This is a genomic window from Kitasatospora nipponensis (genome assembly GCF_039528135.1).
GTDB lineage: Bacteria > Actinomycetota > Actinomycetes > Streptomycetales > Streptomycetaceae > Kitasatospora > Kitasatospora nipponensis.
The window spans coordinates 43017-56742 of the sequence record NZ_BAAALF010000029.1 but is presented as its reverse complement, the minus strand read 5'-3'; the positions used below and the strand labels follow the sequence as shown (position 1 = coordinate 56742).

Annotated in this window: 14 protein-coding genes; 4 read left to right on the top strand and 10 right to left on the bottom strand. The window is 73.9% G+C overall.

Annotated elements, in window-relative coordinates:
* Nucleotides 1–162 precede the first annotated feature (162 nt).
* Nucleotides 163–987 (bottom strand): hypothetical protein, encoded by an 825-nt coding sequence (locus tag ABD323_RS11455; protein WP_344441235.1) that lies wholly within the window; start codon nucleotides 985–987, stop codon nucleotides 163–165.
* Nucleotides 988–1809: 822 nt separating this feature from the next.
* On the opposite strand from ABD323_RS11455, the gene ABD323_RS11450 reads away from it, so the two are divergent.
* Complete coding sequence (locus tag ABD323_RS11450) at nucleotides 1810–2094, top strand: hypothetical protein (RefSeq protein ID WP_344441234.1); 285 nt, start codon at nucleotides 1810–1812, stop codon at nucleotides 2092–2094.
* A 67-nt stretch (nucleotides 2095–2161) separates the two neighbouring features.
* On the opposite strand, the gene ABD323_RS11445 is transcribed toward ABD323_RS11450, so the two are convergent.
* A complete protein-coding gene (locus ABD323_RS11445; RefSeq protein WP_344441233.1) occupies nucleotides 2162–3082 on the bottom strand; it encodes a class I SAM-dependent methyltransferase in 921 nt (306 codons plus the stop codon).
* A gap of 48 nt (nucleotides 3083–3130) precedes the next feature.
* Nucleotides 3131–3919, bottom strand: a complete 789-nt coding sequence (locus ABD323_RS11440) for a spermidine synthase (protein WP_425555957.1) — start codon at nucleotides 3917–3919, stop codon at nucleotides 3131–3133.
* A 317-nt stretch (nucleotides 3920–4236) separates the two neighbouring features.
* On the opposite strand from ABD323_RS11440, the gene ABD323_RS11435 reads away from it, so the two are divergent.
* A complete protein-coding gene (locus tag ABD323_RS11435; RefSeq protein ID WP_344441230.1) occupies nucleotides 4237–5202 on the top strand; it encodes an alpha/beta hydrolase in 966 nt (321 codons plus the stop codon).
* Between the two features lie 27 nt (nucleotides 5203–5229).
* Here ABD323_RS11435 and ABD323_RS11430 read toward each other — a convergent pair whose 3' ends face one another.
* Nucleotides 5230–6366, bottom strand: coding sequence for an FAD-dependent oxidoreductase (locus ABD323_RS11430; RefSeq protein ID WP_344441229.1), 1137 nt, complete (start codon nucleotides 6364–6366; stop codon nucleotides 5230–5232).
* A gap of 187 nt (nucleotides 6367–6553) precedes the next feature.
* On the opposite strand from ABD323_RS11430, the gene ABD323_RS11425 reads away from it, so the two are divergent.
* Nucleotides 6554–7282 (top strand): TetR/AcrR family transcriptional regulator, encoded by a 729-nt coding sequence (locus ABD323_RS11425; RefSeq protein WP_344441228.1) that lies wholly within the window; start codon nucleotides 6554–6556, stop codon nucleotides 7280–7282.
* A gap of 54 nt (nucleotides 7283–7336) precedes the next feature.
* On the opposite strand, the gene ABD323_RS11420 is transcribed toward ABD323_RS11425, so the two are convergent.
* On the bottom strand, nucleotides 7337–8455 hold the full coding sequence (locus tag ABD323_RS11420; RefSeq protein ID WP_344441227.1) for an AI-2E family transporter: 1119 nt from the start codon (nucleotides 8453–8455) through the stop codon (nucleotides 7337–7339).
* A 234-nt stretch (nucleotides 8456–8689) separates the two neighbouring features.
* Between ABD323_RS11420 and ABD323_RS11415 the strand changes: the two genes are divergently transcribed.
* Nucleotides 8690–9163 (top strand): hypothetical protein, encoded by a 474-nt coding sequence (locus tag ABD323_RS11415; protein ID WP_344441226.1) that lies wholly within the window; start codon nucleotides 8690–8692, stop codon nucleotides 9161–9163.
* A 140-nt stretch (nucleotides 9164–9303) separates the two neighbouring features.
* On the opposite strand, the gene ABD323_RS11410 is transcribed toward ABD323_RS11415, so the two are convergent.
* The 5 genes from ABD323_RS11410 to ABD323_RS11390 all read right to left on the bottom strand — a co-directional run bounded on the left by ABD323_RS11410 (nucleotide 9304) and on the right by ABD323_RS11390 (nucleotide 13663).
* Nucleotides 9304–10470: a winged helix DNA-binding domain-containing protein gene (locus ABD323_RS11410; protein ID WP_344441225.1), complete on the bottom strand. Its 1167-nt coding sequence runs from the start codon at nucleotides 10468–10470 to the stop codon at nucleotides 9304–9306.
* Nucleotides 10470–11294: a glycerophosphodiester phosphodiesterase gene (locus tag ABD323_RS11405; RefSeq protein WP_344441224.1), complete on the bottom strand. Its 825-nt coding sequence runs from the start codon at nucleotides 11292–11294 to the stop codon at nucleotides 10470–10472. The genes ABD323_RS11410 and ABD323_RS11405 overlap by 1 nt, the downstream gene beginning before the upstream one ends.
* Nucleotides 11291–11761: a hypothetical protein gene (locus ABD323_RS11400; RefSeq protein ID WP_344441223.1), complete on the bottom strand. Its 471-nt coding sequence runs from the start codon at nucleotides 11759–11761 to the stop codon at nucleotides 11291–11293. The genes ABD323_RS11405 and ABD323_RS11400 overlap by 4 nt, the downstream gene beginning before the upstream one ends.
* Nucleotides 11762–11858: 97 nt before the next feature.
* Nucleotides 11859–12275: a TOBE domain-containing protein gene (locus ABD323_RS11395; protein ID WP_344441221.1), complete on the bottom strand. Its 417-nt coding sequence runs from the start codon at nucleotides 12273–12275 to the stop codon at nucleotides 11859–11861.
* A 149-nt stretch (nucleotides 12276–12424) separates the two neighbouring features.
* Nucleotides 12425–13663, bottom strand: coding sequence for an ROK family transcriptional regulator (locus ABD323_RS11390; RefSeq protein WP_344441220.1), 1239 nt, complete (start codon nucleotides 13661–13663; stop codon nucleotides 12425–12427).
* Nucleotides 13664–13726: the final 63 nt, after the last annotated feature.

Sequence of the window (13726 nt, the reverse complement as noted above, 5' to 3'; positions counted from 1 at the left end):
CCGGAGCTCGGGTCCGGCCCGGTTCCGGCCGGCCAGTCGGCAGCCGGCAGCCGGCAGCCGCTCGAGAACCACGCGAAGACCAAGCGCCTGACCGGGCGCGGAATCCTGGCCAAGGCCGAGCCGGAACACCGACGAAACGGACATCAGGTCACGAGCCGCATCTCACATCCTGAGAACCTGCGGCAGCTGGACGTCCACGGTATCGAGGTCGATTACCTCTGCCGCGGGCGGTTCCTGATTGTCCAGCGGTGAGTTGTAAGCGCTGAAGGATGCGGTGCTGCCAGGGCACTTCGCCTGGAGCGGAAACGGTGTGCCATGGGCGGGGACCACCAGGGTTGCCGTCGACCCATCACCCGTGTCCACGGTCAGGGCGATGGCCGGCTCGCCGTTCAGCGTTGCCGGTGCGCTGCTCTTCGCCTGGCCCGATTTGGAGATCTCCTGGTAGAGCTCGACGTCCGCGTCACAGAGAGCCGGGACCTGCACGAGCTGCGTTCTGTTGAGTGTGCCGGCCACGTACTTGCCCTTGAGTTGGCCGTCCTGCGGGGACGGGGTCCGCCCGGCCCAGCTCCAGCCCGCCTCTTCGATGCGAAGCCAGGCCCGGCTCGACTTTCGGCCGAAGGTCATCATCGGGACGTCGTTGACGGAAATTCGCCCCGCGCAGCTTGCCGCCAGGTTCGCGATTTCGACGTGGCCGGTAGCCAGGTCCGCACCAGTGGTCCTGGTGAAGTCGACCTTGACCGTGTCGACGCCGGCCAGCGCCCGCTTGGCCTGCTTCAGTAGCTCGTCAGCAGAGAGCGCGGCGTTGTCCTGGTCCGCGCTGGGCTGTGCGCTGCTCGGTGCGGGACTGGACGGTGGCGCGCTGCTCGGTGTGGCGCTGCTCGGCATGGCACTGGACGCGGCCGGGGCGGCCGTCTTGCCGCTGGGGCTGCTGCCGCAAGCGGTGGCAGCAAGGGATATCAGCAGCGTGCCGGCAATCAGGCAGGGCATGCGCACAGTGGGGAGTCCTTCGGGTCTGACGGTCGGTTGACAAAGGGATCTGACGGACCGTATCAGCGCCGAACGCGCGCGTGCCCCTGACCGCCCGCTCGGCACCCTGGGCATCACGTGATCAAACTGGACAGATCCCCTCAACGACATCGCCCTGGGGACTACAAGCCCGTCGCCAAGGGGCCTCGGGATCCTGCCGGCCCGGTTCCCCTTGCACTCGGAATGGCGACGGTCGGGGAAAACCAGGCTGCACTGAATGAATGGTGTCGCCCGGCCCGGACAATATGATCGATCTGACAGTCTCGGGCGGAGGGGATATCTCGTTCAACATACAAGGCATCAGCCGTGTGAATGAAATCTTGACTGGCCTTGACATGGGGACTGGATACACCTCCACCGAACTCAGGTACATCTGCGGAAATCCGGTCACCCTTGCAGCGACGACATTCTTCAACGGCACCCCGCCCTGCCAGGAAGCAGCCAGGTGCCGACGAGCCGAATGGCAGGCGCCCACGGCAGGGCGTCTCTCAAGCTCGATTGATCACCAGGCGCACCCTGCCCGCTGGTTGAGGAACTTCCTCCGTGTTGTCGATCCGGATAGAAGCAAGCCGCACGGATGACCCTCTCGGACGAGGTATGGCACCATACTGTTGTCACACACATGGACGCCAACAAGATCCGTTTGCAGGGGCGGATCTGACGGCAAGTCAGCAAACGGGAACTGGGGGACACGTGAGTGATCCATTAGAAAAGTCCTGGACTGCCATCTTCAGCGTTGCAAAGCATACGGACGATGAAAATCAACGGCCCTATGAGCTTGGCATGACCGCACTGGCCCAGTTGGCACGCCCCGGCTGGTTCGGGCAGTACTACCCGTTCACCGCCATGGGGAACCTTTGTTTCAGCGATGGGCCCGAGTGGTGGATGGGAACGGGTACGGTACTTTCCGTGCTCATCGTGGTCTGCCCCGACGGCGGTTATGACGTGTGGCCGTACAACCCATATCCCTGCATCCCGGCCGACGCCGAGCCGCAGCTGAGTACCAACAGCGCCGCCGAGGCGCTCACTGAAGCGCAGCGGATTCTTCAGAGCCCAGGGCCCTCATGAGCCGGGGTGGGCCGGCCAGGCGGCGCGCGCGGGGCGGTTCCGGGTACGGGGGCCGCCGGTCCAACGACTACGGCTGCTCGGCGAACTCCAGGACGGTGACCGAAGGGCGGCGGGTCGACAGTGGCGGGAGGGTCAGGGCCAGCGGTAGCAGCGCACCGACGAGCCCGCGGCCGCCGCTCGGCCGCACGTCCCGCACCGCGGCCACCGCCGGGCTCGCGGTGCGCAGCTTGGCCCGCTCGCCCGCGTCCATGCCCCACGGCATCGCCGGCGCCTGATAGCCGCGAGTACGCATCTTGCCCTCGACGGTGAGCCGGCTGAACCAGTGCGGCACCGAATCCAGGATCAGCGAGCCGCCCGGGAACCGCTCGGCGCAGCCCGCGATCAAGGCCCGCACCTGCGCCGGCTGTAGATACATCAACAGCCCCTCCGCAACGAGCAACACCCCATGGCTGCGGTCCACTTCCTCGGTCCAGGCGAGGTCGGTGACGTCGGCGGCCAGGTAGCGCTGGCGGGGGCCGGGCGGCAGTAGGCGCTCGCGCAGCGCGATCGCCTCCGGCAGGTCCACGCTGAGCCACTGGGCGCGGCCGTTGTCCACCCGCCAGAACTGGGTCTCCAGCCCATCCCCCAGGCAGACCACCGTGCCACGCGGCTCCCGGACCAGGAAGTCCGCCACCTCGTGGTCGAAGCAACCCACCCGCAACGCCTGCACCTGGGCCTGCACGGCGCTGGTCCCGAACCGTTCGGCGAAGGGGTAGTCGATCCGCTCCACCAGCTCGACCGCCTGGGGATCACGCAGCAGCGCATCCGGCCGACGAGCCTCGACGGCCCGCTGGTAGAGCGTCCAGAGCGCCGTCTCGGGGATCTCCGTCAGGTCGACGGCCTGCGGCCCCCCGGACGGCTGCGGCCCCCCGGACGGCTCGGACGGCTCACTGGGTGCTGCGGCGGTGGGCACGCGCTCGACTCCTCTGATCAGCTGCTTCTCGGACATTCTGACATCCGGTCAGCCCATGGCATCGCAGCCGCACCCGGCCGTACCTCAGCCGATGCTGAACGCGCCCTGCGGCGGGGTCGGTGACGGCCGGGCGTGCTCGTCGGTCACCGGGTGCGCCCCGCGCACCAGTCGGCGCAGCTCCTCGTCCGCCACCAGCCGGGCCGGGAACGGGTCCGCGGCCAGGCGCCGGGCCAGCGGCTGCACGGGCAGCGGCTCCCCGGAGCCGATCAGCAGCAGGTTGCCGAACCGCCGCCCGCGCAGCACCGAGGGCTCGGCGACCAGGCAGCAGTGCGCGAAGACCGAGCGCACGGTGGCGGCCTGGGCGCGGGCGAAGTCCAGCGGCGCGCTGTCGGCCAGGTTCGCCGCGTAGCAGCCGCCGGGGCGCAGGGCGGCTGCGGCCAGCGCGACGAACTCGGTGGAGGTGAGGTGGGCGGGGGTGAGCGAGCCGCGGAAGACGTCGGCGACCACCAGGTCCGTCGAACCGGCGGGCGTGTCGCGCAGCACCTCGCGGGCGTCGCCGACGGTCACCTCGATGCCCTGTCCGGTCCACGGCAGCACCTCGGCGACCAGGTCCACCAGCGGCCCGTCCGCCTCGGCGACCCGCTGGCGCGAGCCCGGGCGGGTGGCCGCCAGGTAGCGCGGCAGGGTGAGGGCGCCGCCGCCCAGGTGCAGCGCGTCCAGCGGCCGCCCGGTGGGGGCGAGCGCGTCGGTCAGGTGCCCCAGCCGCCGGGTGTACTCGAACTCGAGGTGGGTGGGGTCGCGCAGGTCCACGTAGGACTGCGGGGTGCCGTCCAGGGTCAGCAGCCAGCCGCCCTCGCAGTCCAGGTCGGGCATCAGCTTGGCGGTGCCGAAGGCGGTCTCGCGCAGCACCGGACGCGGCTCGTCGACCGGCTCCGGATCGCCCCTGCGCGCGCTCACCGGCCGCACACCGCCGGGGCGGCGGGCCCGCGCCGGCCCGGGACGGGGTTCAGGACCGGACACGGAGTCATCGTCCGGCGCCGCCCTGCTGCGGAATTTCTCGACATGACGGCAGCATAGGGCCCGGGACCGGAGCCAGTGCGACAGACCCCTACCGGCCGGTAGGGTCGGTGATCCCGAGTCGGTGGTCCTGCGGTGGCAGGCCGGAACAGAGATTGGGTGGGTCCGCAGACGTGGAGTTCACAGAAGACATCCTGGGTGCCCCGTACGAGGCGACCGAGTTGCCGCTGACCGCCGACGCGGAGGGCTCGGTCAGTGCGACCCTGGTGCGGCGGCTGGTCCCGGGATCCCAGCGGGCCGTGCTCTACCTGCACGGCTACACCGACTACTTCTTCCAGACCAACCTCGCCGACTTCTTCGTCGCGGCCGGCTTCTCCTTCTACGCGCTGGACCTGCGCAAGTACGGGCGCTCGCTGCGGCCCCACCAGTCGCCGAACTTCATCAGCGACCTGGCCACCTACGACGAGGAGCTGGACGAGGCCGTCCGGATCATCCGCGCGCAGGACGGCCACACCCAGCTGCTGATCAACGGTCACTCCACCGGCGGCCTGGTGGCCGCGCTCTGGGCCTCGCGGCGGGCCGGGCGCGGGCTGGTGGACGCGCTCTTCCTGAACAGCCCGTTCCTGTCGATGCCCACCAGCCCCGCCGTGCGCACCCTGGGCGCGCCGGCGGTCGGCGCCCTCGGCCGCCTCGCGGCCATGCGCAAGCTGCCGGCGCCGCTCAACCCGCACTACGTGCACAGCCTGCACCGCGACCACCGCGGCGAGTGGGACTTCGACGTCACCCTCAAGCCCGCCGAGGGCTTCCCGATGTACGCGGGCTGGCTGGCCGCCATCAACCGCGGCCACCGCGAGGTGCGGCGCGGCCTGCACGTCGACGTCCCCGTCCTGCTGATGGCCTCCACCGCCAGCATCGTGACCAGCAAGTGGGACCCCGCGATGCACCACCGCGACGCCGTCCTGCGCGCGGACGACATCGCCGCGCTGGGGCCGCGACTGGGTCGCCACGTCACCACCGTCCGCATCGAGGGCGGCATGCACGACCTCGTGCTGTCCGGCGAGAGCGCCCGCGCCCAGGTCTTCGCCGAACTGGACCGCTGGCTCGGCGCCTACTTCCCGCCGCCGCCCGCGGGCCGGTAGGAGGGCTGCGGGGCGACGCTGCGGGCCTCAGTGGGGCTGCGGGGCTCCGGCCAGGAGGCCCAGCAGGCCCCGGGGCGCGGTGTCGTCGAGGCAGCAGAGCCGGAAGATCTCGACGGCATCGCGCGCCGCCGCGGCGCTGCGGGGGAACAGCTCCCGCTCGTAGCCGCGCAGCGCGGCCTCGACGTCCCCGGGGTGCGCGGCGATCGCCCCGGCGAGTGCGGCGCCGTCGTACATGGCCAGGTTGGCACCCTCACCGGAGGGGAGCATCAGGTGGGCCGCGTCGCCGAGCAGCGTCACGCCCGGCACGCGGTCCCACCGGTGCTCCAGGGGCAGCGCGTGGATGGGGCGGTGGACCGGAGCGCTCTCGCCGTCGGTGATCAGCGCGGTGAGCTCCGGCGCCCAGCCGTCGAACTCCGCCGCGATCCGCGCGGTGGCCGCGGCGGTGTCGGTGAAGTCGATCCCGGCGAACCAGTCCAGCGGCTTGTTGAGCGTGACGTAGGTGTGCAGGGTCCCGCCGCTCTCCCGGTGGGCCTGGATCCCCCTGCCCGGCACGAGCGCGAACAGGGCGCCGTCGCCGACCGCTCGCGCGGCGGCCGGGTGCCGGGTGTCGGCGTCGAACAGGTGGGTCTCGACGAACGACGTGCCGACGTACCCGGGAGCGGCGTCGGAGAGCAGCGGCCGGACGCGTGACCAGGCGCCGTCCGCGCCGACCAGCAGGGTGGTGACGACGGTGCCGCCGTCGGCGAAGGTCACCTCGTGGTGGCCCTCGCCGAGAGGGCGCACAGCGCTGACCTTGTGCCCCCACCGCACGGTGCCGGCCGGCAGCGAGTCGAGCAGCATCCGTCGCAGCTCGCCGCGCTGCACCTCGGGGCGTCCGCCCGTGCCGTCGTCGGGCTGGTCCAGCAGCACGGTCCCGTCCCGGTCCAGGACCCGCGTCGCCTCGCGGCCCGCCAGGATCAGGCCGCGGAACTCCTCGATCAGGCCGGCCGCCCGCAGGGCGGGCTGGCCGGTGTCGTCGTGGATGTCGAGCATGCCGCCCTGCGTGCGGGTGGTCGGCGAGGCCTCCGCCTCGTAGACGGTCGCCGGGATGCCGTGGACGTGCAGGACGCGGGCCAGGGTCAGTCCGCCGAGCCCGGCGCCGATGATCGTGACGTCAGTGGTCATGGTGCTTCCTCGCAGCTCGCCCGCCCATCGGGGGGTCTCCCGACGGGTCATCTCCGAAATCTCCGAAATCGCACGGCATCTCCGGACTCCCCAGACTCTCTGGAATGCCGTTCCAGTGCCAGCCTGGAGCGGCGTTCCAGAGATGTCAAGCTGGAACGCGGTTCCAGAGGTGTGCCAGGATGTCCGCATGGCCACCAGCACGCGTCGTCCCGAGCGACGGGAGCAACCGCTCTCCCGCGAACGCATCGTCGAGGCGGCCGTCGAGCTGCTCGACACGGCCGGCGAGGGCGGGCTGACGTTCCGGGCGCTGACCGAGCGCCTCGCCACCGGGCCCGGGGCGATCTACTGGCACGTGGCGAACAAGGGCGAGCTGCTCGGCGCCGCGACCGACGCCGTCGTCGCCGCCGCCCTGGCCCTCGAGCCCGCCGCACCAACCGCACCAACCGCACCAACCGGCCATGCCGGCTCGCCGCAGGAGGGGATCCGCGCCGTCGCGCTCGGCCTGTTCGAGGCGATCGACGCGCACCCGTGGCTCGCCACCCAGCTCTCCGGCCAGCTCTCCCGCAGCCCCTCGGGCCCGGTGGCACCGCGGATCTTCGAGAGCTTCGGCCGCCAGGTCGGCGCGCTGGGCGTGCCCGAGCGCGACTGGTTCACGGCGACCTCGGTGCTGGTGCACTACGTCCTCGGCGCGGCCGGCCAGAACGCGGCGAACGCCGCGAGCGCCCGCGCGCTGGGCCCCGAGGTGGACCGTGCCGAGATCCTCGGCACGGTGGCGCGGGCCTGGGGCGACCTCGACCCCGACGACTACCCGTTCACCCGCGCCGTCGCGGACCAGCTGCGCGAGCACGACGACCGCGAGCAGTTCCTCGCCGGGGTCGACCTCGTCCTGACCGGCATCACCGCCCGCCTGCGCTGAGCCAGACGTCCCGCACCGGTCTCGCGGCGCCGCAGACCGGGACCGGAGGGCCCGTCAGGACTTCGAGGGCCGCAGGTCACGCCCGCTGAGCACCGAGACCACGCCCACGGCCGCGGCGCAGAGCGGCACGGCCAGCAGGGCGCCGAGCACGCCCGCCACCCCGGCGCCCGCGACCACCACGAACAGGACGGTCGCGGGGTGGAGTTCGACCGTCCGGCTCTGGATCACCGGCTGCAGCACGTAGCCCTCGATCGCCTGCACGGCGAGCACCACCCCCAGCGTCCAGAGCGCCTTGCCGAGGCCACCGTCCGCCAGCGCCACCAGCACGGCGACCGTGCCGGACAGGAACGCCCCGATGTACGGGACGAACGCGCCCAGGAAGACCAGCGCGCCCAGGCCGGCGGCGCCCGGCACGCCGAGGATCAACAGGCCGACGGTGATGAAGGTGGCGTCGATCAGCGCGATCAGGGTGGTACCGCGCATGAAGCCGGCCATCGCCGCGAACGCCCGCCGCCCGCACGCGATCACCACCTCGGCGCGCTCGTCGGGCAGCACCGAGCGCACCAGGTCGCCGCTGCGGTGGCCGTCGCGCAGGAAGAAGAAGACCAGGGCGAGGGTCAGCACGCCGCCGGTGACCAGCTGGGTGACGATGCCCAGGCCGGAGAGCACGCCGCTGGCCAGCGAGCCCAGCAGCGAGCCGACGGCCGGACCGCCCGCACCGGCCTCCTCGGAGAGCGCGTGCTGCAGCTTCTCGCCGGCCGGGCCCAGCCAGTCGGCCAGCTGCCGGCCGGCCTGCTCCAGCGCGTCGGCGATCTGCGGGGCGCTGTGCACCAGCGAGTTGGTGAGCAGCGCGAGCACCCCGCAGACACCCGCCACCAGCACCACGCAGGTGACCCCGGCCGCCGCGCCGCGTCCCAGGCCCCGCCGGAGCAGCCAGGGCATCACGGGTTGCAGCAGCGCGGTGCCGAGCAGCGCGATGATCAGCGGGATGGTGGCGGTGCGCAGCGACACGACGGCGAAGACGACCAGCGAGGCGACCGTGATGAAGAGGATGACCGCCACCGACCAGGCCGCGGCGCCGCGCACGGCCGGCGGCAGCGAGCGGTGCGGGCCGGGCCGCGGGCCCGGCCCGTCGGACCGGGGCGCACCGCCCGCCGGGGGCTCCGCCGCCATGCCACCTCCGTCCGGGCCGGCTGGACCGATCTGTCCTGATCAATCCATCTCAGCACACCATGTGACGAAATGTCCGCAGCTGCGCCGCCCGGTGCACCGTTACTCCTTTCGGGGGCCGCCGCGGGGACCGCGGGGCGTCGCGGGACCGCCCGCCGGCGCGGACTCCTAGCGTGGCCGTGTCCGGGCGGACCCGGTGCGCCGGGCGGTCCCAGTGCGGCAGACAGGGAGTGGGCAGTGCTCAAGCGGTTGATGACGATGGTGGCGACGTGCTGCGCGGTCGGCTCGCTGGTGGGGGTGGCCCCCACCTCGGTCGCCGCCCACCGGGCTCCGGGCGCGGACCTGGCGGTGGAGCGGCTGGACCCCGACGCGGCGCCGGCCGGCGGGCTGACCTCGGTGCACGCCATCGTGGTCAACACCGGGACGGCGAAGGCGGGCGCCTTCACCGTGACCATCACGCTGCCCCGGCAGGTCACCGCCGAGGGGCGGTTCTTCCCCGCGTCCTGCGCGGTGTCCGGGGACGGGTCGACGGTGCGCTGCCCCTTCCGGGCCGGCCTGGCGCCCGAGCGGTCCGCCACCGCCCGGATCCCGGTGCGGCTGGACCGCGACGCCACCGGCACGCTGACCGGCGGTCGGGTGGCGGTCAGCAGCGAGGGCGACCCGACCCCGGACGACGACGCGGCGCCGTTCACGGTCACCGTGCAGCGCTGAGCCCCCGCCGGCACCCCACCCCGCCGCCCTGCCATTCGGACGATACGAACGTTAGGCACGCTCTGGGTGCGGCACAACTCGTCCGCCCCGCTCGTCCCCGAAGCCGACCGCCGAGGGCGCCGCCCGCCCTCAGCCCGCTCTCAGCCCGCGACGAACCGCACCTCCTGCTGCTGCGCGTCGGGGGCGGCGAACGCCAGCAACCGGTCCGCCTGGTCGGCCAGTTCGGCCCGGGTGGTGCGGTCGGGGTCGGCGAAGGTCCGCAGCACGGCGCTGGCCGTCGCGCCCTGCCGCAGGACCTGCCAGGTGCCGGCCACCAGACCGTCCACCAGCAGCGTGCCCGGCACGAGCCCGTTGGCGGTCATCACCCGGGTGCGGTGCTCCGAGGGCAGGATCCGGCTGCGGTCGGCGTGCGAGAGCAGCAGGTTGTCGAACGGCGCGACCAGCCGGGCGGGCACCGGCAGGCCGGGATCGGGGCGCGGCGCCCGCGGCAGGTCGTAGAGGGTGCGGCCCTGCTCGTCGCGGAACTCCACCAGCTGCGGGCGCAGCCGGGCCACCGAGGCGGCGAGCCGGGTCAGCCGCGACCACTTCTGCGCGTCCGCGACGGTGGCCGGGCCGAAGGCCGCCAGGTAGCGCAGCACCAGGTCGTCACGGCGGAGCTGCTCCTGCTCCCCCGTCGCCGGCGTGTCCAGCGGGCGGCCCAGCCACTGCTCGGCGGTGGTGTGCGCGGCCGGACCGCCGCTCTGCCACAGGCCGCGCGGCGGAACCTGGACCAGGGCGAGCCGGGCGCGCAGCAGCTGGGCCAGCGCGGCCGGGTCGTGGTCGGGGTGGTCGGCGCCGAGCAGCCCGCCCAGCTCCTGGAAGGTCCGCGGGGCCTGCTCGACCAGCAGGCGGCCGCGCTCGGTGAGCGCCTCCAGGTCCAGGCCGGTCAGCCGTCGGCCGTAGGAGCTCTTCAGGCCCTGGTCCAGCACCGGCTGCAGGATCGGACGCAGGGTCAGGCAGTCCTCGGCGGTGACCAGGTGGATGGTGCCGCGCTGCAGGCCGATCCGGACCACGGTCCGCTGCTCCACCAGGGTGCTGAGCTGCTCGGGCCGGAAGTCGGCCAGCCTGGTCCACAGGCCGTAGTAGGGCGGGTCGGTGGCCTGGGCCTGCAGGCCGACCAGGTGGGCCGTCAGCTGCTCGGGGGTCAGTTCGGCCGGTGCGAGCAGGTGCTGGCGGGCCAGCAGGGCCCGGTTCAGCGCGCGGGCGTCGAGGACCGCCGGCGGTCCGCCGGGCGTGGCGGGGCCGGCGCTGGGGCCGGTCGCGGGCATCAACGGCGCCCGCGCCGGCCGGGCTCCGCCGCGTCGGCATCGGCCTCGGCCGCGCGGTCCAGGACGGCGCGCAGCAGCCCGACCCGGTTGGAGGTGATCGAGGCGACGCCGGCGCCCAGCATCCGCCGCATGGTCCGGCGCAGGTCCACGGTCCAGGTGCTGACCTGCAGCCCCTCGGCCGCGGCCCGCTCGACCAGCGCCCGGTCCACCAGGCCGAACGGCGGGTTGAGGTACTGCGGGCGCAGGTCGTCCAGCAGCGCGCGGACCGGCAGGTCGGGCCGCTCCCAGGTCAGCGAGAGCGGGACCCGCGCGTCCAGTGCCCGCACCGCGAGCATGGCGCCGGCCGGCCCGCAGAAGGAGACCCGCTGCTCGGCGCCCAGTTCGGTGACGGTCCGCCAGGCGGCCGTGGCGGGGGCGGGGTCGTCCAGGTCGATCATCAGCCGCACCGCCGGGGTCCCGGCCAGCAGCTCGAGCGCCTCGGTGAGGGTCGGCACGCGCTGGCCGTCGGCGAACCGCTGGGCGTCCAGCTGGGCCGCCGTCAGGGCCCGGACCGGGCGGTCCACCTCCCAGAGCCGCTTGAGCGTGGGGTCGTGCAGCAGCACCGGCACGCCGTCGCGGGTCAACTGGACGTCGATCTCCACCAGGTCGGCGCCGGCGGCCAGCGCGGAGGCCAGCGAGGGCAGCGTGTTCTCGCGGAAGCGGTACGGGTCGCCGCGGTGGGCGACGGCCAGCGGGCCCGGGCGGTCGGCGGGACGGTCGTCAGGGCGGTCCGCAGCGGGGCGGGCCGTGTCCGGCCGGTCGGCGCGGGGGGCGAGGGCGTTCATCGGGTCACCTCGGCGAGCCAGGGGGTCAGCCGGTCGACGTGCGCGCGGTGGGTCGGCTCGCCGGGTACCGCGACCTCGAGCGTGAGCGCGGGCGGGAAGGTCCGCCGCCGTACGTGGGCCAGGCCCGACCAGAGGGCGTCCAGCAGGGCCGGCACCCGCTCGCGCGCGACGTCCTCGAAGGCGACGCCCTCGACGGTGACCTGCGCCTCGTCGTGGACGAAGAAGCGCACGGCGACGGCGGGGGTACCGCCGATCTCCAGCAGCGCCTCGTGCGGCACGGCCGCCAGGTCGGCGTGCGGCCACCGCTCGCCGGTCGCGGCGGCGGCCGGATGGGCGGCGAACAGGGCGGCGGACGTCTGGTCCTCACCGATGTCGTGACTGGCCGTCACCGAGCGGCCGTGGCGTTCGGCCACCGCGGCGACGGCGTCCACCGCGGCCTGGGTGGTGGGCAGGACGGCTGGGGGCACGGCTCTCCTCCGGTGGAGCGTGGGGCGCGGCCGGGGAAGCCCGCCAGGGGTGGCCCCACCGGGTGCGCGGCTCGGCGATGTCGCGACTCTACGACGGTCAGCTGCGTTCGATCATCACATTTGTCGACTTAATGACGGCGGTGGCCGGCGCGCCCGGCACCAGGTTGAGCTCCTCGGCGGACTCCCGGCTGATCAGCGAGACCACCCGGAACGGCCCGGCCTGGATCTCGACCTGCGCGGCCACGTCGCCGAGCACCACGTGGGTGACGATCCCGGGGAAGCGGTTGCGCGCGGAGGACGGGCGCCCCTCCGCCTCGGCCGTGCCCGGCTTGGCCAGCTCGCGGGCGAAGGCCGCCAACTGCTCGCCGGGGATGATCCGGTGTCCGTGCTCGTCGCGCTCGGCCGCGAGCCGGCCGGCGTCGACCCAGCGGCGCATGGTGTCGGCGCTGACGCCGAGCATCGCGGCGGCCTCACCGATGCGGTAGTGGTTGACCGACCGGCCCGGCTGGCCCATGGCACTCCCTGAGATCTGGTCCGGCGCGCCGCCGGCGCGCTGATCGTTCCGCTGGCAGCACCATCCTGCCGCATCGGCCGGCCGCACCCGGACGCCGCGGCCCGGTCGGGCGCACCGGGCTCGCGGGCCGTCCCGCGCGGGTGAACCGGTCAGAACCCGCCGAACAGGTCGCGGCAGACCGCGTCCGAGGCGGTCAGCACCGCGCCGCTGAGCACCGCGCCGCCGCCGGCCGTGCCGGCCCGGACCTCGGTGTGCAGCGGGGAGAGCGCCGCCAGGTGCACGGCCACCCGCTCGGCCAGCGCGCCGCCGCCGACCCGGCCGACCTCGCCGCCCAGCACCAGGCAGCCCGGGTCCAGGATCACGCAGACCGCCACGGCGGCCAGCGCCACCCGCAGGGCCAGCTCGTCCAGGAACGCCGCGCCCGCCGGGCCGGCCGCCACCGCCGCCAGCACGACGGCCTCGGCCCGGTCCGCGTCGCCGCTCGGCCCGGTCGCCCCACCGGCCTGGGCCGTAGCCTCCGTGCCGGGCCTGGCGCCGGGCACCGGCAGACCGTGCGCCAGCGCCAGCTCGCAGATCGCCGCGCCGCCGGCCAGGCTGTGGAACCCGCCCTCGCACCCGCTCGCCCGCGGCAGCCCCCCGGTGCCGGGCACCGGCAGGAAGCCGATCTCGCCGGTGCCGCCGGAGAAGCCGCGGTGCAGCCGCCCGTCCAGCATCACCGCCGCGCCGGTGCCGTGCCCCAGCCAGAGCAGGACGAAGGTGTCGCGGGCCGCGGTGGCGCCGATCCGGTGCTCGGCGATGCCCGCCAGGTTCACCTCGTTCTCCAGGATCACCTCACCGGTCAGCCCGCCGCGCACCGCCGCCACCAGCTCGGCGTGCCAGCGCGGCAGCGACCAGGTGGAGTTCAGCGCGCCGGTGGCCGGGTCCACCAGGCCCGGCGCGCCGACCGCCACGGTGTGCAGGTCGCGCGCACCTGCTTCGCGCGCGGTCTCCAGCAGGGCCCGCAGCACCCGCTCCGCCAGGTCGGCGGGCGGGTCGAGCGGATCGACCGGCAGCGCCGCCGTCGCCAGGCTGCGGCCGGTCAGGTCGGCGACCGTGAGCGTGACGCCGCCGGTGCGCACGTCGATGCCGGCCAGGTGCGCACGGTCGGCGCGCAGCGCGTAGACCCGGGCGTTGGGGCCGCGGCGCTGCTCCCCGCGCTGTCCCACGATGTGCACCAGCCCGGCGTGCTGGAGGCGCTCCAGCAGGTCGGAGACGGTGGGCCGGGAGAGACCGGTGAGCGCGCGCAGCTCGGTGGCGGTCAGCGGACCGTGGCTCAGCAGCAGCTCCAGGGCGAGCCGGTCGTTGATCGCACGGGCGGTGCTGGGGGTGGCCGTGCGCGCGGTGGTCATGGGACCGCATCCTCTCAGATCTATCTATCAGGATCCCTTCCTGATAATTTAACCCCATGCCAC

Bases quoted from the DNA above. Each gene is read 5' to 3' on its own strand.
- ABD323_RS11450 (WP_344441234.1), top strand. From the start codon at position 1,810: ATGACCGCACTGGCCCAGTTGGCACGCCCCGGCTGGTTCGGGCAGTAC.
- ABD323_RS11405 (WP_344441224.1), bottom strand. From the start codon at position 11,294: ATGAACGCCCTCGCCCCCCGCGCCGACCGGCCGGACACGGCCCGCCCC.
- ABD323_RS11410 (WP_344441225.1), bottom strand. From the start codon at position 10,470: ATGCCCGCGACCGGCCCCAGCGCCGGCCCCGCCACGCCCGGCGGACCG.
- ABD323_RS11395 (WP_344441221.1), bottom strand. From the start codon at position 12,275: ATGGGCCAGCCGGGCCGGTCGGTCAACCACTACCGCATCGGTGAGGCC.
- ABD323_RS11390 (WP_344441220.1), bottom strand. From the start codon at position 13,663: ATGACCACCGCGCGCACGGCCACCCCCAGCACCGCCCGTGCGATCAAC.
- ABD323_RS11425 (WP_344441228.1), top strand. From the start codon at position 6,554: ATGGCCACCAGCACGCGTCGTCCCGAGCGACGGGAGCAACCGCTCTCC.
- ABD323_RS11430 (WP_344441229.1), bottom strand. From the start codon at position 6,366: ATGACCACTGACGTCACGATCATCGGCGCCGGGCTCGGCGGACTGACC.
- ABD323_RS11445 (WP_344441233.1), bottom strand. From the start codon at position 3,082: ATGTCCGAGAAGCAGCTGATCAGAGGAGTCGAGCGCGTGCCCACCGCC.
- ABD323_RS11455 (WP_344441235.1), bottom strand. From the start codon at position 987: ATGCCCTGCCTGATTGCCGGCACGCTGCTGATATCCCTTGCTGCCACC.
- ABD323_RS11420 (WP_344441227.1), bottom strand. From the start codon at position 8,455: ATGGCGGCGGAGCCCCCGGCGGGCGGTGCGCCCCGGTCCGACGGGCCG.
- ABD323_RS11440 (WP_425555957.1), bottom strand. From the start codon at position 3,919: ATGCCCGACCTGGACTGCGAGGGCGGCTGGCTGCTGACCCTGGACGGC.